Here is a 17,262-nt window from a genome sequence, read left to right as displayed (position 1 = left end):
TTAAAAGAAACTTAAAAGAATGTAAAGGTAAGCTAAAACCTATTTTTAACGTTTCAATCATAGGCTTCATTCTTTACATAATAAATAACAATATTTTCTATCTATAATACTCTCTTGTTCAATTTACAGTGAATGTATCCGATAGTTTCAAGTAAGAGGGTATACAGAAAAGGGGGGTTATTTGTGAATCGCATGTTAAAGTACCAGATCCTTTTTAAACTTCAATTACAGGAGAAACTACAGAACATGCTAGCGCCAGATGCACAGATTTCAGAACAAGAATTATATCGGATGGCTCATTCGATTAAAGGAACCGCAGGAACGATTGATTTGCCTGAATGGTATTCGGAATCTTTGCGTTTATTAATGACATTTAAAGAAAACGGTCAACGTATATTTGATCATGATCAGTTAGAGCCTATTTTGGGAACATTACAGGAATTAATTGAACAATCTGATCTTCATCCCGTAGTCACAGAATCACAGCAGACCCATACATCCACACCTGCAATTCCTCCCAGTATGAATGCGCCTAGAGTAGGCAAAGTATTAGTTATTGATGATGATATCGGGCTGTTAACATTATTAAAAGATGAATTGACCCGTCAAAATTTCATGGTCTTAGCGACAACACAACCGGAAAAAGGATTGAGCTGGTTTTATGATATGCGTCCTGATTGTGTGGTATTGGATTTGATTTTACCGGGCATGAATGGATTTGAATTATTAGCGCAGATTCAGGATTTATGTGAGCGTCATTTTATTCCTGTGATGATCGTCAGCGCTTCCAGTAACAAAGAAACACGTATGCAGAGCTATTCGATGGGAGCCGAAGATTTTATGGCCAAACCATTCGACCTTGATGAGTTTTTACTGCATATTCGCAAATTAACAAGCAAACGCCGCAAGCTGACCGAGTTGTTGTTATTAGATAGTGTCACAGGTGCATATAGTATGCCTTTTCTAGAACGTGAATTAGAGCGATATCAAGCACAATCGAGAATGAGAGCGATCGATATCTCTTTCGTCGGTATTGATCTACAAGGATTACGTCACTATAACGAAATGTACAACTTTGCGAAAGGCGATCAGTTGTTGCATCAAGTATCTGATGTGTTCAAAGCTGCATTGCGATTAGAAGACATTTGGGCACATGAGCGTGCTGGGCGATTTTATCTGCTTCAACCGGGAATGACAGCCGAACAAAGTACTTCTTTGATAGAAGGTATTTTACAGTCAAAAGAATTGAATGCTTTGATTCCATCGGATATGATGCGAATTCGCTTTGGAGTGGTTCCAGTGTCTTTCAATACCGATCGCTCTCAAGTGTTCGATCAAGTGAATCAGCAATTGTTGAACATGGAGTCGTCTGAAGTGGAAGCTAATCCGATTGTATCTGGAATCTCAGAAGATGAGAAAGTCGTAAGAAAACAGTCTTCGCCTACTCCATCTGCTGATGAACCGTTGCGATTAGCGATTATTGATGATGATCCGTTAATCCGTAATATTTTGGAACGGCAAATGTTGGATCTAGAACAAGAATATTTACTGGATATTCGTGTCTATACCGATGGCAAAGAATTTCTAAGTGATCCGTGGCATGATGAATCTGCTCAATACCTGTTGATTTTAGATCGGATGATGCCACGTATTAACGGAATGGAAGTACTATCACGCTTGCGTAATGAAGCGAACTCTAATTATACCGTGTTGATGTTAACCGGAGTCGATGATGAACAAGGCATCACAGAAGCGATTCGTGCAGGAGCCGATGATTATATGACCAAGCCATTTAGTATGATGGAATTGGAAGCACGAGTACGACGTTTACTTAGCAAAGTAGGGACAGCTTTATGAGTATAGAAGAGATATTAATCATTATCTGGTGGGCAACGGTCGGAGTGATTACATTAATTGTGGTGTTGTTATTGTATCTGATGTTTCGCAAATATCAACGGAATCGTCGTCTACAAGCGATCGCTAAAGTAACCGAACAACTTGCCAAAGCAGACTCACCGTTGAACCAATACATTTCAACCGGAGAACGCTCTCGCAAAATGCTGGCTAAAAGCAAAATAGAACAAAAAGCGATCGAAGAAATGTTGATTCATCGCTTATCTCTGAGTCGTGCCAAAAGTGAGCAAGAACGCATTATGGAATTAAGCGAATATTATTTTGCTGATATGTATGCTGCTGAGTTACGTAGTTCACGCTGGAGTGATCGGATCAATGCCTTACTGTATATCGAACAATTTCAAATGACCCGACTCAAACCAGATCTATTAGTAGCTTTGAAGCGCAAAAATTGTACAGGAGACGAACAGTTTTTGATTTTACGTATTCTAGCTACTTTTCAAGCGTCTGAGATTATGGATGAATTGGAACCAGCAGCTATACAATATTCCGAAATTCAATTATTGCAGCTAGTGTTGTTAATTCGAGGAGAATTGCTGGATCGATTGCTTTTACAATTTGATAAATACAGCCCTAAGTTGCGTTATACCATTATAGATAGTCTGCGGATCAACAATATCCGCACGCAAGACGTACTGCAATTGTTAGAGCAACTGATCTATGTCAATGATAAAGAAATGCGGATTCGCGCAATGAAAGCATTAGCGAATTTTGGATATATGAGCCCTGAAGCCGCCGATCGGATGGAGCAAGAATTAGCGGAACACCAATCGGTATCATGGCAAGAACGATTGATGAGAGTCAAAGTGATCAACAGTACGCGTGATGAACGCTTTTTACCTTATTTGGAACAAATGGTGAGCGATGATGCTTATGAAGTGCGTCTACAATCGGCACAAGCATTGCTACGGTATCGTCAAGGCGCAGCCATCCTAGAACAAATTGCAACAGATCATCCTGATCGATTTGCCAGAGAAATGGCACAAGAGATATTGGAAAGGAGAAATTATGAGCGGAATGTGGGCTGAGTTAGGAATGGTTGTGTACCATATTGTGGCTGTGATCACAATACTTTACGTCGCTTTTTCAACCGGAGCTTATTTATTAATGTATTTTGCTGCGGCTAAAGATTTGCGCAAAGATAAAGATGTGAGTGGACTTCAATATAGTAAAGCGCTCGAAAATGAATTAGCTCCTTTATCCATTCTTGTTCCTGCTTACAATGAAGGTGGCAATATCGTATCCAGTGCCCGTTCACTGCTTAGTATTAATTATAAGCAATTTGAAGTCATCGTCATTAACGATGGTTCCAAAGACGATACAGCGCAACGGATGATCGATGAATTCGATATGTCGCCGATCTCCAATCGGGTTCCTTTTTCTGCATTAGGCAAATCTACAGCACCGATCCGTCATATTTATCGTTCGCTACAGCATCCCAATCTAGTGCTGGTCGATAAAGAAAACGGCGGGAAAGCTGATGCGCTAAATGCAGGGATTAATGTATCACGTTATCCTTATTTTGCGTCCCTAGATGGCGATACCGTACTGGATACAGATGCTTTTATCAAAGTGATGAAGCCAATTATGGAAGCCAAGCCTGATGAAGAAATTGTAGCGACAGGTGGTAGTGTAGGTATTGCCAACGGTAGTATTGTTGATACAGGTTATCTTAGTAGCGATAATGTAATGTTATCTCGTAATCCATATGTGATCATGCAAGTGATTGAGTACTTACGTGGTTTCTTAATGGGGCGCATTGGTCTAAGTAGCTTCAATATGTTGATTCTTGTATCTGGTGCATTTGGCGTATTCAAAAAAAGCTGGGTGATTGAAGTAGGCGGATATGAGACAGAAACGATTGGCGAAGATATGGAGCTCATTGTGCGTCTACACCGTCTGCTACGGAAGAAAAAAAGCAAAGGTCGAATCATCTATATTCCTGAACCCGTATGTTGGACAGAAGCACCGGAAAGTCGCAAAATTTTACGTCGTCAACGGATTCGCTGGCAACGTGGATTATTTGAAAGTCTTTGGCGTAACAAAGATATGCTGTTCAATCCCCGTTATGGACGGATAGGATTCGCTGCTATGCCTCTATTTATGTTTGTAGAGTTATTAGGGCCGGTTGTGGAATTAATCGGCTTAATTATGATTGTACTGGGTCTTGTGCTCAAAGCAGGCGCAGGCTGGGAGATCAGCGCTTCACTTACACTCATGATGATTCTGTATGGCTCATTATTATCAACTGGAGCTGTGTTATTCGAAGAGTGGCGATTCCATCATTACAATCGAATGTCTGACGTATTCCGTCTGGTTCTACATGCGTTATCGGAATCATTCTGGTATCGTCCGATGTTAACCGTCTGGAGAGTGATTGGACTGGCACAGGCAATTCGTGGTAAAAAAGCCCAGTGGGGTGAGATGACACGGGTGAATGTGATCGGTGGTAGCTCAGATACGATAAAGATACGACCAGAAAATCCATTGATACAACCGAAAAAATAAACCATCAAGCTAAACACATAAAAAAGCTACTTCACCAGCAAACAATGATGGTTGAGTAGCTTTTTTTATAATCAAGAAGCTTATCGCTTCAGTTTCCATTCTTGTTGTAACATGCCATATACTGCATGATCTACATAACCGATCGGCAACAATTCAGCTTCACGAATAATGCCTTCCAAAATAAATCCTAGACGCTGAGGAACCGCGCGACTGCGATGATTACCTGTCGCACAGCGAATCTCGATTCGGTGCAGATTCAGCTCAATCAATGCATAGTCGATTAATACACGAAGTGCAGAAGTGACTAATCCTTTGCCTTCATAATTCGAACCAAGCCAGTAGCCGATACCTACAGAACGGTGATTCCAATTGATCTCATGAAAACCGATAATGCCAGCCAATTGACCTTTATACCAGATGCCAGCATTGAATGCACCATTTTCCATCGCTTGGGTCATCGAAGACCGTACATATTCTTCGCTAGCAGCCACAGAATTGGTTGCATCGACCCAAGCTAGCCATTGGCGTAAAGAAGATCGGGATTGATCGATCAGTTGATAAATTGGGCGAGCATGACTGGGTTCAAGCGGTCTTAATTCGATTTCTTCATCCAATTTATATGTAAACATCAATAGGTACCCTCTTTCTTAATCGAATATAAAATAAAATGGATCGGATGAGATATGCAGATTAGCAGATTAGCAGGATGGATGATTTAACGACGTGGACGAAGAGGTGGATGCTGTTCCAAAGCATAGATATCTTCTTCAAGCCCAGCCATGCGTTCATTTAAGGTTGTACGACAATCTGCTAAGGCTTGATTATAGATCAGAGGCCCTGCCGATTGTAAAAAGAAATCGAGCACAGAATCAGCAGCCAAATCGCCTATACTTTCACCACGTTCTATTTCAAAAAAATGCTGGATTTGAGCGATCATCTGCTCACGCTGTTCTTTTGGTAGACTCAATGCTTTCATGCGTCATTGCTCCTTTGTACACGTTTATACTACATGCTACCGTATTCATCCTCTAGCGTCAAAGCCATTTAGCATCAAAAATGCAGTCACTAGAACAGGACAATGGTCTCTGTCTTCATGTGCATATCCTTGTCTAACTTGCCAGAACAGTTATAATGGAAGTATTGGATTATTCCTGTAAAACAAACTGAACGATGAAAGGTTGATTGACGTGGAGCATACAAATACCCCGCCTAATTTTATAAAAACTGTAATTGCGGAAGACCTACAGTCCGGTAAAGTCAAAAAGGTCGTTACCCGTTTTCCACCGGAGCCGAACGGTTATCTCCATATTGGTCATGCCAAAGCAATCTGGATTAACTTTGAACTTGCGAAAGAATTCGGTGGTAGTACGAACTTACGCTTTGATGATACGAATCCTGCAAAAGAAGATGTAGAATACGTAAAATCGATTGAAGAAGATGTGAAATGGCTAGGCTATGAATGGACAGGTAAATATTTTGCTTCGGATTATTTTGATACGATGTATGAAAAAGCAGAATTGTTAATACAAAAAGGACTTGCTTATGTCGATGATCAATCGGCTGATCAAATTCGTGAAATGCGCGGAACACTAACCGAGCCGGGTAAGAACAGCCCTTATCGTGAACGTACGATTGAAGAAAACCTAGATTTATTCCGCCGTATGCGTGCAGGCGAATTCGGTAATGGTGAACGTGTACTACGTGCGAAGATTGATATGTCTTCACCAAATATCAACTTGCGTGATCCCGTCATCTACCGTATTGCTCATCTAGAGCATCACAATACAGGTGACAAATGGTGCATTTATCCAATGTATACTTTTGCCCATCCATTAGAAGATGCGATTGAACATGTGACTCATTCTCTTTGTTCGATTGAATTTGAAGATCAACGTCCATTTTATGATTGGGTGATTCGTGAGTGTGAAGTTGAAGCGGAACCTCATCAATATGAATTTGGTCGCTTGAATCTAGCGCAGACGCTAACCAGTAAACGTAAGCTGAAGCAACTGGTGGACGAGAAGATTGTCGATGGTTGGGATGATCCACGTATGCCGACGATCTCAGGATTACGTCGTCGTGGATATACGCCAGAAGGTATTCGTGCATTTGTCTATGAGACCGGTATTTCCAAAAGTCAGGGCGTTGTCGATCTACAAACACTAGATCACTTTGTACGTGAAGACTTGAAATTGCGTGTTCCTCGTACGATGGGTATTTTGCGTCCACTTAAAGTGGTCATTACCAACTACCCTGAAGGACAGATTGAAATGCTAGATGCTGAAAATAACACTGAAAATGAAGAAATGGGTATTCGCCAAATTCCATTTTCACGTGAAATTTATATCGAGCAAGATGACTTTATGGAGAATCCGCCGAATAAATATTTCCGCTTATTCCCGGGCAATGAAGTTCGCTTGAAGCATGCTTACTTTATCAAATGTAACGATGTGATCAAAGATGAAGAAGGCAATGTGACAGAGATTCATTGTACGTATGATGTGGAAACGAAAAGCGGTAGTGGATTTACCGGACGTAAAGTCAAAGGTACTATTCATTGGGTCGAAGCGAGCCAAGCCGTTCCTGCTGAATTCCGTCTATATGAGCCGTTGATTACAGCGGAAGAAGCAGACGAAGAATTAACTGATGAAAATGAAGAGACTGCTGAAAAAACGTTTTTGGATTACTTAAATCCAAAATCACTTGAAGTGGTTCACGGGTTTGTAGAACCTGGTTTGAAAGATTCCAAAGGATATGATCGTTACCAATTTTTCCGTCATGGTTATTTCAGTGCTGATCCGAAATACACGATGCCAGGCGATCCGGTCTTTAACCTTGTTGTATCGATGAAGAGTTCGTTCAAATTGCCAAAAGCATAAGATCATAGAATTCTTTCACAGTTAAAATAGGAACAAATCACATCACAAAAACCGCCCTTTCTCAACAAGTGAAATGGGCGGTTTTTGATGTTATCTATGATGAAATTACAGATGAGTAGATAGGATGAGATACATTAATACTGTTCGTCCTCTTCTTCCATTCGGTACTGCGTTCGCTTCACATTCAGCCACATCGATGCAAAACCGATCGCTCCCACAAACGAAAGAGCAACACCGGCTAGATACATCTGCTCCGAACCGAAGTTCTGGAATAACCATCCACCGAGAAAGCCAGCAATCACACCGGATACACCGCTCCATGTCATCGTATAAATTGCTTGACCGGAACTGCGGAATGCTTTGGGAACAAACATCATGGTGAGCTGTGTACCGACATAGAAATAGCCACCGAATGTTACTGCATGTAGCAATTGAATCGCAATAATTTCCCACGGGCTAGTCGCTTCTGCCATCAAAAACCAGCGTAATGTAAACAACAGACTGACAATCGCTAACCAACCGATCATAAATGAAATATTACGCTTAAGATAACGATCAAATAGCAAAAATAAAGCCGCTTCAAAAATAGAAGAAGCAAATACAGCCCAACCGACCATCGACTTGGTTCCCCCAAGTTCAACGATATAGAGCGAGACAAAGGTACTGTTCATCGCATTCGGAATCGCTACCAAAATACCAAATACAATAAAACCTACAAAATACAGATTGCCCAGCAACTTCTTCATCGCATACCGATTCATTGTCGGTGATCCACCCGGTAGCTTGGTCTGTGGAGGCAATAACAAAATGATACCGATTGCAATAAGAAGCAACACCGTAAACACCGTACCGATTTGAGAAACCCCTAATCGATCGATGACAGGACCTGCCACAACAGCTGTTAATGCCCAACCCAGTGAACCATACAAACGAAACCCGCCGAACTTTTTGGGTGTGCCATCAATATAACTCAAAATCAACGTATTGCTTTGCGATAACATAGGGGTCTGGAAAAAGAAAAAGACCGCCATAACAATATAAATAATCGTATAATTCTGCACATGAAAAACAAGCTGAACCATGAGCAACGTGCCTAGCATCATAATCAGCAGAACAAATCGTACATTTTGTAGACGATCACTATAAAATCCCCAAAATGGATTAGCAATTAATGAAATCAACGGACCAATGGCCATCAAAGCACCGATCTCACTCTGGCTCATTCCGATATCTTGCAGGTATAATTGAAAAAAGCTTGTAAAAATAACCAGTGTGCCATATATGAAAAACGTAAACCATCGTAGTGGTCTAAAAGTAGTGTTGTTTATATTCGGATGCAAAGCCAGCCAATCCTTTCATCAGACATTTCATTCACTGTAGCATGTGTTGAAAAGGGATACAAACCAATTTTGTTTATTTCTGGAGTAGAAAGGATAATCTATTATGCCATCCTCTTTAAAATATACAGGTATTATTTTAGCAGGCGGTCAATCAAGCCGTATGGGTCAAAATAAAGCATTATTGCCTATAGATGATCATACCATTATCGAACGTGTAGCCAAAGCATTAAAACCAACTGTATCTTCGCTATGGATTGCAGGCAATTACAATGCTGATTATTCATTTCTAAAGCTCTCCGAAGTGCCCGATATTTTTCCCGGACAAGGGCCTTTATCAGGTCTGCATACAGCCTTATCACAGATTTCTAGTGAATGGTATGTAGTCAGTGCCTGTGATCTACCTTTTGCCAGTACAGTGCTGATGCAATATCTAATAGAGCAGACTAGGATAGAAGGGATACAAGCTGTGATTCCTATGCAACATGGACGTATTCATCCACTATATGCGGTCTATCATTATAGTGTACTGCCATCGCTTCAGACCGCCTTAGCACACAACCAATTGCGTGTAAGAGATTGGTTAGATCAGCAACAGGTAAAGTATGTAGAAATCGAGTCATTGTACGATCCAAATGTAAAGGAACTATCTTCTTTTCAAAGTATATCGGAGTATAGCTTATATAATATGAATGATCCCCAGTCCTATGAGCATGTTTTGCATCTTTTGGAGCAATATCCTTCTTTGGTATAGCCAGTCTGTGGCATAAGTCCTTTTGAAAGCGTGACAAACATGACTATTTTATGAACGTATGCTTAATTCGCCCCTAATCGCTACAAAATAGAGTACAATAAAAGTATAAAAACAAGTCTCTTCTTCAGTACTTACTACCGCTGTTGACTAATGATTTAACCTATATATTGCTTCAAACCTTCAATGTCGGAATTCAATCATTTAAATATGTGAATATTATCACAAGGAGTGATTTAAGATGACTATGTATACAGAACCGGAAACCCACCAAGCTCGCCAAGAATGGTTATACAGTCGTGTAATGACTTACCGTTTACTCAGCGAAATGTTAGAACGCAAACCTACATTGTCCAAGTTGATCGAATGGAAAAAAGAAGCGTCCAAAATCAATCGTCTATTTACCAATGACTATGCACTGCTTCATACGTTAGAAAATACGATGTTGAATGATATTATGCAATATGCTCGTCAGGAATGTGCAGAATACAGTCAATTGTTCGAGCAAGATCAACATGTTAGCTATCCACCACAAGCTTCCTACTATTTAACGAATGAGCAAGGACGTACGGCGTATGAAGCTGTTGTGAATGCTGTCTATGCACGGGCAGGAATTGCTTTCAAAAAAATGGATCATGAAACAGATGATCATATCGGAATTGAATTGGAATTTATGGCGTTATTGGCAGAACGTTCGGCAGAGACTGATATGCATTCCTCTAGCCGCAAAATGATCGCTCAAATGCAGATCGAATTTTTAGAACATTATTTGATTCCATGGGTACCTTCATTCTGCGCTGAACTTGGCAAAACTACTTGCAGTCCTTTGTATCGTGAATGGGCACAGATGTTACCGACGTATCTTCAACATGATGTACAAGAATTACAACAGATCGTGAATCGCTTACCCTAACTCAAATTCCCTATTTTATAGATCACATGATCTGAAATAGGGAATTTTTGCTTTGATTTTGAAAATATAAGTAATTTATTTCCAATTCACTGTGTCAAATTAGAAAATACAGTCTAATGAGTGATAAGGGAGGTTTACCGCCTTGAATAAATATTATTGCCTCAAACAATGTATTGTCGTAAAGGCTGTAGACAGAAGAGCGGAATTTCCATCGTTAGATTGGGCACGCCAATATGCTTTAAAAGAATTAGTGCCACAAGAAATCAATTTTGTAGTGAGCGATGGAGATACAGGTCAAATCTATATGGATGTTCGATTCGGTTCGCATACCAAAAACCCCTGAGTACTTCTTTACTCAGGGGTTACTTTTATATGCTGATATAGTTGTTGTACATCTTGAAGGTCTACTTTGCCAGCGATCGGTTGCAGAGCACAAGCACTACCGCAAGCCGCTCCATAACGAAGCATTTCTGCAAGATCACCACCACGATAAGCTGCGGTTACCATACCTGCTGCCATCGCATCTCCGCTTCCAAGCGCACTGATAATATCAAGCTCTGGCACATGTACTCTGTACCGCAGGGAGCCTTGAGCCGCTATGGCTCCACGTTTACCCAAAGAGATCGTAGCTGTTTTTACACCATGATCTAACATTGCTGTCAGTACACCATCTAATGTCTCCTCTGAATAGTGATCACTGGGAGCTATGCCTGCCCATGCACAAGCTTCATCTTCATTAGGTTTCACTAGATCAGGTGAAGCTTGTAATCCATAACGTAACGCTTCTCCGCTAGCATCTAAAGCGGTCTGAGCACCTTTAGTTTTAGCAATCTGGATTAAGGTCGCATACAGATCAGCAGGGCATCCTTCAGGAATACTACCGGAAAATAATACCCATGCAGATACACTTGCTAACTGTTCTACCTGCTTTTCCAAAAGGATCAACGATTCAGGTGTTACATATGAAGATCCTTGTTCGATAAATTCAGTCTGGGTGCGTTGCTGTTGATCCAGTACAGTAATCGCCAGTCTTGTTTCTCCTTGCACTTCGGTAAATTCACAAGCTACACCTTCTTGTTGTAAAAGGGACTGCATTTTCTGTCCATTATATCCTGCGATCAAGCCGGTAGCTGTTACCGATTCGCCTAGCATATGAACAACACGTGCAGCATTAATCCCTTTGCCCCCCGGAACAGTGATTCCCGGTAAGCGATGTACATGATCAATATGAAGCGTAGGAACAGAATAAATAATATCAAGCGCTGTATTTAACGTAACCGTTGTAATCAATAGTTGTTCACCTCTTAAGCGATTAATTTAAGTCCGATTGCCGAGGCGATAATCATAGCAATAAACAAAATACGTAGTCCACTTTTGGCTTCACCGTACATAAACATACCGACTAATGTACCACCGACGGTACCGATTCCTGTCCAGATCGCATAAGCCGTTCCCATCGGAATACCGTTCATCGCCACAGTAAGACAAGAGAAACTACCTGCAAATGTAATAATCATCAAAAGATAATTGAGTAACGATTTGTGACGGACGATACGATTCATCATAATCACACCGACTACTTCAAATCCACCAGCAACAACAAGAGCTAACCAAGACATTATGCTTCACCTGCTTTCACTTTAGCCGCAGATTGAGCTTCTGCTTTGACGCCACTGTCTGTTACTAATTTTAATCCTGCTACACCGATCATCAATACTAATATCAAGATCACTTTGAGCCAGTGGAACGGTTCGCCGAAAATAATCATCTCCGCAGCGACGGTTCCAGCTGTACCGATTCCTGTAAATACTGCATATACTGTACCCACTGGTAAGCGAGTAGATGCTTTGATAATAAGATAAAAGCTAATAGCAATACCTATAGCTGTGAATAACCATTCGATTGGAGTTGCAGCGTGTTTGAGTCCAGATACCCAGACCACTTCAATACATCCTCCGATTAATACGTACAACCAATTGCGATTCATAACACATCTAATCTCCTTTATCGTTCGTTAAACGTTTCTATCAAATTGTAGTTCCTGAAGGGGTGATGCCTCGCCAGTAAATCGGGAAGATCACATTTAACCGTTGTACAGAGCGAGAAGGTTCGCTGTATAACATATCGATCATCACGCCATCGACTACAGTCATATATCCTTTGGCCGCTTCTGTAGTAGTGACTACTAATAGCAGATCATGCTGATCGACATGCACATCGAATAATCGTAAAAGTCTGGCTTCCAAATCATCAATCAAACCATACACCAGAGGTACAATTTCTTTTTCTGAAGCCGAATGTGGAAAAAAACACATCCGCATCACGAATTTGATGATAGGGTCATCAGAATATTGCTGTTGTAAAAAAGCAATTAACTGATAAAGACGTTGTTCTAATGGTATATGAACATGACGAATCATATAGCGAATAATTCGTCGCTTGAATTCAGCTAAAGTTTGACGAAGTACATGCAGAAACAAATCTTCTTTGCTTTTAAAATGAGCATAGATCGAAGGTTTTTTGATACCTGCTTCATTCGCGATATCTGCTAATGAAGTGCCTTCATATCCATTTTGCGCAAAATGAGAAAGAGCTATCGTTAATAGCTGAGGCTTTGTAGTCATATAAGCACCTTCCTAACGGTCGTTAGGTAATATTATTGTCTTTTTGATCTTGTTTGTCAAGAAAGGTGAATAAAGTGTCATTCCTTGTAAAGAAGGATATATGTATAACAAAGTTATGCGACATCTTCTCGTTCAGTTACGTACATACTCTGAAGAGGAAGACAGGAGTTGATGATATTGCGTAAAGGTGTTCTAGGGGTATTTATTATTGTTTTACTATTTGGTCTCTATTATGTAGGATTCGATCTACTTGGTCCCACAACCGGAACGATTATCAGTATTTTTTCAACACTGAGTGTGATTTCGATTGGATTTATTATTTTTATAGATAATCGGCAGCCTGCGGTAACAATGGCATGGATTCTCTTATTAGCTTTATTGCCAGTTGTCGGTGTATTTTTTTACTTCTGGTTCGGACAAAATGTATTCAAGCGTCATAAGTATGAAAAGAAAGCGAAGCGAGATCGGCAAGTGTACCAGATGATCGAAAATGCAGGGATGCTGACTGCACTGGATTTATCTTCTTTTCGCGAAGATCATCAATTGTTACTTCGTCTGTCGCAGAACTTAGCGGTAACTCCTGTGTCACAAGCGACAGAGACAACGATCTTAACCAATGGTGGACAGACATTTACCGCTTTGTTAGAAGCGTTAGAAACAGCCGAACATCATATTCATATGGAATATTATATTTATCGTGCAGATGATATTGGCACACGGATTCAGCAGATTTTAATTGAAAAAGCGCAACAAGGTATTGAAGTTCGCTTTATGGTCGATGCAGTAGGAAGTATGCAATTACCTCGTTTGTTTCTGCAAGAAATGAGAGAAGCGGGTGTACAAGTGGGTGTATTTGGCGAAGCACGCATCTTGTTATTGTCCAGTCAGGTGAACTATCGGAATCACCGTAAGATTGTGGTGATCGATGGCAATATCGGATTTATAGGTGGGCTGAATGTAGGTGATGAATACTTGAGTCGCAGTCAGACTTATGGTTTCTGGCGTGACACCCATATGCAGATCAAAGGCGAAGGGGTACGCACATTACAGATTATCTTTCTGCAAGATTGGCTCCATGTGACAGGAGAGACCTGTCTGGATCAAGTCTATTTTTCTCCACAATTAATCGCTTCTCAAAGTGGAGCCGTGCAGATTATAGCAAGTGGGCCGGATAATGATCTACGTGTGCTTAAGCATGTATTTTTTTCGATGATTACGTCAGCCAAGCGATCAGTCTGGTTAGCGACTCCGTATTTTATACCGGATGAAAGTATTCTGACCGCACTCCGGATGGCGGCATTATCGGGGTTGGATGTACGTATTCTTTTTCCAGGTAAGCCGGATAAGCGACTTCCTTTTTATGCTTCTCATTCTTATTTTGTGACATTACTTGAAGCAGGAGTACGTATCTATGAATATGAAAAAGGATTTTTACATTCCAAGTTGTTGATTGTAGATGGGGAGATTGCGACAATCGGTACAGCGAATATGGATATGCGTAGTTTTCATTTGAATTTCGAAGTGAATGCTTTGTTGGTAGAGACAGAAAGTGTGCATCAGATGGTACGGGATTTTGAACGTGATCTGAATTCAGCCAGTTTGATTATTCAAGATCGATTTGCTCGCCGTAAAGTGATGCAACGTCTTGTCGAATCAGCCGCCCGTCTTATTTCACCGATGTTGTAAAAAGTACTATATAGATTTTCTACTATACTAATATGATGATCAACTATCACAATGCTATTTATAAATGAATAAAGATACACTATTTATCTATAGATCATAAAATGATAGAGCACAAAAAAAGCTGACCTTAGCTATCAAGGTCAGCTTTTTGGTACATAGGATTATTCTTCAAGTGCTGTTGTGATTAGAGCACTTACAGAAGGGCTGTATAGTAGTCCGATATGCGCCATACCGAAGACACGGATATTGTTGGCTCCATCTAACATCGACAATTGGTTAGCGACGATTTGGTCATTGATCGTGTAGATCGAAGTCACTTTGATACCTTCTGGTGCTCTGCTAGTCGTTAAGCGGTTAGCGCCGCCAATCGTTACTAATTTATCGACTTTAGAAAGACCACCGTTGTTCAAAATATAATACAGACTGTTGGCTCCACCCATACTGTGAGCAACAATATTTACTTTTTGACTGCCTGTTTGTGCTAATACTTCATCAACTTTACGGCTGATTGTAGCGGCATTTAGCAATTGGTTACCGCTTTTGCTAGGAAGTTCAATGGCGTATCGTTCGTTGGAAGCCCAACCTTGACGACTTAGGTAGCTTTCTATGTAGGTAAAGTTGCTTGCTGTTCCTCCAAGTCCATGAACAAAAATAACTGGTGTACGTGTTGTAGCCGCAGTGGCTTGATTTGGTGTGAAAACACCCAAACTAAAAACAGATAATAGCAATACAGATAGCACCAAACGCAAAGATACACTTACTTTCTTCATAATCAATCTCCCTTTTGTTGTGTTCTATAATACATAAATTTACCAAAATATGAATTATTATATAACGAATACACTCGCTTGTAAACCCTTTTTGGAATTATTAACTTTAGGTATCGCAAAAAAAGAACGATCTATTCCTTCTGTATTGTTCGCAAAAGGAAAGATCGTTCTTTGAGGTTATACCGATATATTTAGCAATGTAAGAATGAATAAAGTATTTATTAGAATGTTGTAAATCCAAGAATTAGCTGTAGACGATACGCGATATCTTTTAGCCATGTCGTATCTTCTTGATAAGCACTTAAAGGTAACGTATATTCTTCGCCTTTATTGTTCCACAACATCGTAAAGTATTTATTTACACCGGTCATCAGATCGTTATCCCCTGGAGCAGAGATCCAAAGATCATTTTCCAGATTGTAATCTTTCAGGTTACGTGGCGTAAAGTTAGAAGAACCTCCGATAATCAGATCATTACCAGATGCTTTGTCGATATACATCATTTTGGTGTGATACTGCTCATCGGTAGTGTTGTACCAGCGAACATCAATTTTGCCACTAGAAGCATTTTTGAGCTCAGCAGCTACAGGACGATTCGGAATACCGATCTTATCTTGTCCAAAAGCATTCTGATTCGGATCAAGAATCAATTGAATTTTAACTCCACGTTTGGACGCTTCCATTAGCCCACTCGTAACATCTTTATCAGCTAAGTAGAACATACCCATCCATAAAGTATCTCCTTGCTTAGTGTCTGCAATCGCTTCAAGCAACCGATCAAATACTTTACCTTCGGTAATATAACGTAGTTGAACTTCGCCTTTCGGTTTGTTTGCTGTTCCCGCAGGCGCTTTATAGGTAGGCAATTGCACCGAACTACCCGAGAGATCGATCACCGCTTGTTCTGATTTTAGAATATCACCGATAATAGGTCCTTGCACTTCAAAAGCGATATTGGAATGATAAGCACTCGCATCATGCACATTACCTGTAGAAACCAGTGCACTATTTTCGGTCGCTACGACTTTGCGATGATTGGCTTTCACATTAATCAGTTTCAGATACGAACGGAATGTGACATCAGGTCCATCAGTCGCCATCATATTCGGTACCCATCCTTTGCCTTCTTGCCCGAACCATTGGAAAAAGGTACGCCAGATCGCAGAGTACACCGGTGTAGAATCACGAAGTGAGTCGACATCTGTCAGTACCACATCAATGCCATTCTTTTTAAGCTTTTCCAGTAATCCATTAGGACCTGAATTGTAATTCGTATTCACCTCATCTGTAATAAATACCACTTTGAGGTTAGGCACCTGTTTTTTGCGTTCGATTAACTTATCTGCTAATCCTTCACTCAATTTAGGATATTTTTGCCCTTTATGTACATAATCGTTAAATAAAAATATATCAATAATCACATATTGTTGAGCCGAATCGATCATTTTAAGTATTCTGTCATAAATTTGTCGTTTTTGTGTAAATCGGTCCCCTGTACCTGGTGCGGGATACGTGAGATCATAGTAAAAATTAACATGATCCACTGTGTAAAGTGGGCTTTCATAAGATACGCCAGGCGGTAAAGGTTTGTTCGTCTGATAGATCATAACGGCGATAAGCCAGACGATCAGTAGGCCGAGGACATAACGAACCCAATGGGAACGTTGAAATCTACGGGGTGATTTACGCTGCGAAGCATGAATCGGTGATTGATTATTTGAAAAAGAATTCATCTCTTTTTGTCCCCTTCCGAAAGCGTAATTCATACACTTCCACCTATTCATTAACAACAAAACATTAATTTTGACGCAGACTGAGTTGCAAACAGGGGTTCGGAAGTTTATATATTAATTATAGTAAAAGAATTTATACAACTTAAT

The 17,262-nt window shown here is 40.4% G+C and carries 17 protein-coding genes; 8 read left to right on the top strand and 9 right to left on the bottom strand.

Annotated features, from left to right (window positions below; genetic code table 11):
• Positions 1-192 precede the first annotated feature (192 nt).
• Genes PaeCFBP13512_RS10785 through PaeCFBP13512_RS10775 form a run of 3 tightly spaced genes read left to right on the top strand, consistent with a single transcriptional unit; the run spans position 193 to position 4,422 of the window.
• Positions 193-1,857, top strand: coding sequence for a response regulator (locus PaeCFBP13512_RS10785; protein WP_241669356.1), 1,665 nt, complete (start codon positions 193-195; stop codon positions 1,855-1,857).
• Complete coding sequence (locus PaeCFBP13512_RS10780) at positions 1,854-2,942, top strand: HEAT repeat domain-containing protein (protein WP_137223006.1); 1,089 nt, start codon at positions 1,854-1,856, stop codon at positions 2,940-2,942. The genes PaeCFBP13512_RS10785 and PaeCFBP13512_RS10780 overlap by 4 nt, the downstream gene beginning before the upstream one ends.
• Positions 2,923-4,422, top strand: a complete 1,500-nt coding sequence (locus PaeCFBP13512_RS10775) for a glycosyltransferase family 2 protein (protein ID WP_137223004.1) — start codon at positions 2,923-2,925, stop codon at positions 4,420-4,422. The genes PaeCFBP13512_RS10780 and PaeCFBP13512_RS10775 overlap by 20 nt, the downstream gene beginning before the upstream one ends.
• Positions 4,423-4,502: 80 nt before the next feature.
• Here PaeCFBP13512_RS10775 and PaeCFBP13512_RS10770 read toward each other — a convergent pair whose 3' ends face one another.
• Both PaeCFBP13512_RS10770 and PaeCFBP13512_RS10765 read right to left on the bottom strand, forming a co-directional pair.
• Positions 4,503-5,051, bottom strand: a complete 549-nt coding sequence (locus tag PaeCFBP13512_RS10770; protein WP_069327765.1) for a GNAT family N-acetyltransferase — start codon at positions 5,049-5,051, stop codon at positions 4,503-4,505.
• 86 nt (positions 5,052-5,137) lie between these two features.
• Entirely contained in the window at positions 5,138-5,398 is a 261-nt protein-coding gene (locus PaeCFBP13512_RS10765; protein WP_137223002.1) for a DUF2164 domain-containing protein, read from the bottom strand.
• A gap of 211 nt (positions 5,399-5,609) precedes the next feature.
• Between PaeCFBP13512_RS10765 and PaeCFBP13512_RS10760 the strand changes: the two genes are divergently transcribed.
• Entirely contained in the window at positions 5,610-7,301 is a 1,692-nt protein-coding gene (locus PaeCFBP13512_RS10760; protein WP_069327767.1) for a glutamine--tRNA ligase/YqeY domain fusion protein, read from the top strand.
• A 134-nt stretch (positions 7,302-7,435) separates the two neighbouring features.
• Here the strand turns inward: PaeCFBP13512_RS10760 and PaeCFBP13512_RS10755 are convergent, their stop codons facing one another.
• A complete protein-coding gene (locus PaeCFBP13512_RS10755) occupies positions 7,436-8,641 on the bottom strand; it encodes an MFS transporter (RefSeq protein WP_069327768.1) in 1,206 nt (401 codons plus the stop codon).
• 103 nt (positions 8,642-8,744) lie between these two features.
• Between PaeCFBP13512_RS10755 and mobA the strand changes: the two genes are divergently transcribed.
• From mobA to PaeCFBP13512_RS10740, 3 genes are all read left to right on the top strand, one after another.
• Positions 8,745-9,392 carry a molybdenum cofactor guanylyltransferase gene (gene mobA / locus PaeCFBP13512_RS10750; RefSeq protein ID WP_137223000.1) on the top strand — a complete coding sequence of 216 codons (648 nt, stop codon included), beginning with the start codon at positions 8,745-8,747 and terminating at the stop codon, positions 9,390-9,392.
• A 238-nt stretch (positions 9,393-9,630) separates the two neighbouring features.
• A complete protein-coding gene (locus PaeCFBP13512_RS10745; protein WP_137222998.1) occupies positions 9,631-10,302 on the top strand; it encodes a TorD/DmsD family molecular chaperone in 672 nt (223 codons plus the stop codon).
• A 142-nt stretch (positions 10,303-10,444) separates the two neighbouring features.
• On the top strand, positions 10,445-10,645 hold the full coding sequence (locus PaeCFBP13512_RS10740) for a hypothetical protein (protein ID WP_069327771.1): 201 nt from the start codon (positions 10,445-10,447) through the stop codon (positions 10,643-10,645).
• Positions 10,646-10,653: 8 nt separating this feature from the next.
• Here the strand turns inward: PaeCFBP13512_RS10740 and PaeCFBP13512_RS10735 are convergent, their stop codons facing one another.
• Genes PaeCFBP13512_RS10735 through PaeCFBP13512_RS10720 form a run of 4 tightly spaced genes read right to left on the bottom strand, consistent with a single transcriptional unit; the run spans position 10,654 to position 12,926 of the window.
• Entirely contained in the window at positions 10,654-11,592 is a 939-nt protein-coding gene (locus PaeCFBP13512_RS10735) for a 1-phosphofructokinase family hexose kinase (protein WP_137222996.1), read from the bottom strand.
• Positions 11,593-11,606: 14 nt separating this feature from the next.
• Positions 11,607-11,921: a DMT family transporter gene (locus PaeCFBP13512_RS10730; protein ID WP_069327773.1), complete on the bottom strand. Its 315-nt coding sequence runs from the start codon at positions 11,919-11,921 to the stop codon at positions 11,607-11,609.
• Positions 11,921-12,289, bottom strand: coding sequence for a DMT family transporter (locus PaeCFBP13512_RS10725; RefSeq protein ID WP_069327774.1), 369 nt, complete (start codon positions 12,287-12,289; stop codon positions 11,921-11,923). The genes PaeCFBP13512_RS10730 and PaeCFBP13512_RS10725 overlap by 1 nt, the downstream gene beginning before the upstream one ends.
• Positions 12,290-12,329: 40 nt before the next feature.
• On the bottom strand, positions 12,330-12,926 hold the full coding sequence (locus tag PaeCFBP13512_RS10720) for a TetR/AcrR family transcriptional regulator (protein ID WP_069327775.1): 597 nt from the start codon (positions 12,924-12,926) through the stop codon (positions 12,330-12,332).
• A gap of 177 nt (positions 12,927-13,103) precedes the next feature.
• Here PaeCFBP13512_RS10720 and cls point away from each other — a divergent pair, with 177 nt between their 5' ends.
• Entirely contained in the window at positions 13,104-14,612 is a 1,509-nt protein-coding gene (cls, locus tag PaeCFBP13512_RS10715) for a cardiolipin synthase (RefSeq protein WP_069327776.1), read from the top strand.
• A 161-nt stretch (positions 14,613-14,773) separates the two neighbouring features.
• Here cls and PaeCFBP13512_RS10710 read toward each other — a convergent pair whose 3' ends face one another.
• Both PaeCFBP13512_RS10710 and PaeCFBP13512_RS10705 read right to left on the bottom strand, forming a co-directional pair.
• The gene (locus PaeCFBP13512_RS10710) at positions 14,774-15,382 is read right to left on the bottom strand and encodes an esterase/lipase family protein (protein WP_137222994.1); all 609 of its coding nucleotides are present in this window, start codon (positions 15,380-15,382) and stop codon (positions 14,774-14,776) included.
• A 221-nt stretch (positions 15,383-15,603) separates the two neighbouring features.
• On the bottom strand, positions 15,604-17,115 hold the full coding sequence (locus PaeCFBP13512_RS10705) for a phospholipase D family protein (RefSeq protein WP_137222992.1): 1,512 nt from the start codon (positions 17,113-17,115) through the stop codon (positions 15,604-15,606).
• Positions 17,116-17,262: the final 147 nt, after the last annotated feature.

Origin of the sequence: Paenibacillus sp. CFBP13512 (assembly GCF_005233705.1) — a bacterium.
GTDB classification, from domain to species: domain Bacteria; phylum Bacillota; class Bacilli; order Paenibacillales; family Paenibacillaceae; genus Saccharibacillus; species Saccharibacillus nuruki.
This window is presented reverse-complemented; position numbering and strand designations above follow the sequence as displayed.

Excerpts from the sequence above, each read along its gene's own strand:
- PaeCFBP13512_RS10785 (WP_241669356.1), top strand. The coding sequence starts at position 193 with ATGTTAAAGTACCAGATCCTTTTTAAACTTCAATTACAGGAGAAACTA.
- PaeCFBP13512_RS10780 (WP_137223006.1), top strand. The coding sequence starts at position 1,854 with ATGAGTATAGAAGAGATATTAATCATTATCTGGTGGGCAACGGTCGGA.
- PaeCFBP13512_RS10775 (WP_137223004.1), top strand. The coding sequence starts at position 2,923 with ATGAGCGGAATGTGGGCTGAGTTAGGAATGGTTGTGTACCATATTGTG.
- PaeCFBP13512_RS10770 (WP_069327765.1), bottom strand. The coding sequence starts at position 5,051 with ATGTTTACATATAAATTGGATGAAGAAATCGAATTAAGACCGCTTGAA.
- PaeCFBP13512_RS10765 (WP_137223002.1), bottom strand. The coding sequence starts at position 5,398 with ATGAAAGCATTGAGTCTACCAAAAGAACAGCGTGAGCAGATGATCGCT.
- mobA (WP_137223000.1), top strand. The coding sequence starts at position 8,745 with ATGCCATCCTCTTTAAAATATACAGGTATTATTTTAGCAGGCGGTCAA.
- PaeCFBP13512_RS10745 (WP_137222998.1), top strand. The coding sequence starts at position 9,631 with ATGACTATGTATACAGAACCGGAAACCCACCAAGCTCGCCAAGAATGG.
- PaeCFBP13512_RS10730 (WP_069327773.1), bottom strand. The coding sequence starts at position 11,921 with ATGTCTTGGTTAGCTCTTGTTGTTGCTGGTGGATTTGAAGTAGTCGGT.
- PaeCFBP13512_RS10725 (WP_069327774.1), bottom strand. The coding sequence starts at position 12,289 with ATGAATCGCAATTGGTTGTACGTATTAATCGGAGGATGTATTGAAGTG.
- PaeCFBP13512_RS10720 (WP_069327775.1), bottom strand. The coding sequence starts at position 12,926 with ATGACTACAAAGCCTCAGCTATTAACGATAGCTCTTTCTCATTTTGCG.
- PaeCFBP13512_RS10710 (WP_137222994.1), bottom strand. The coding sequence starts at position 15,382 with ATGAAGAAAGTAAGTGTATCTTTGCGTTTGGTGCTATCTGTATTGCTA.
- PaeCFBP13512_RS10705 (WP_137222992.1), bottom strand. The coding sequence starts at position 17,115 with ATGAATTCTTTTTCAAATAATCAATCACCGATTCATGCTTCGCAGCGT.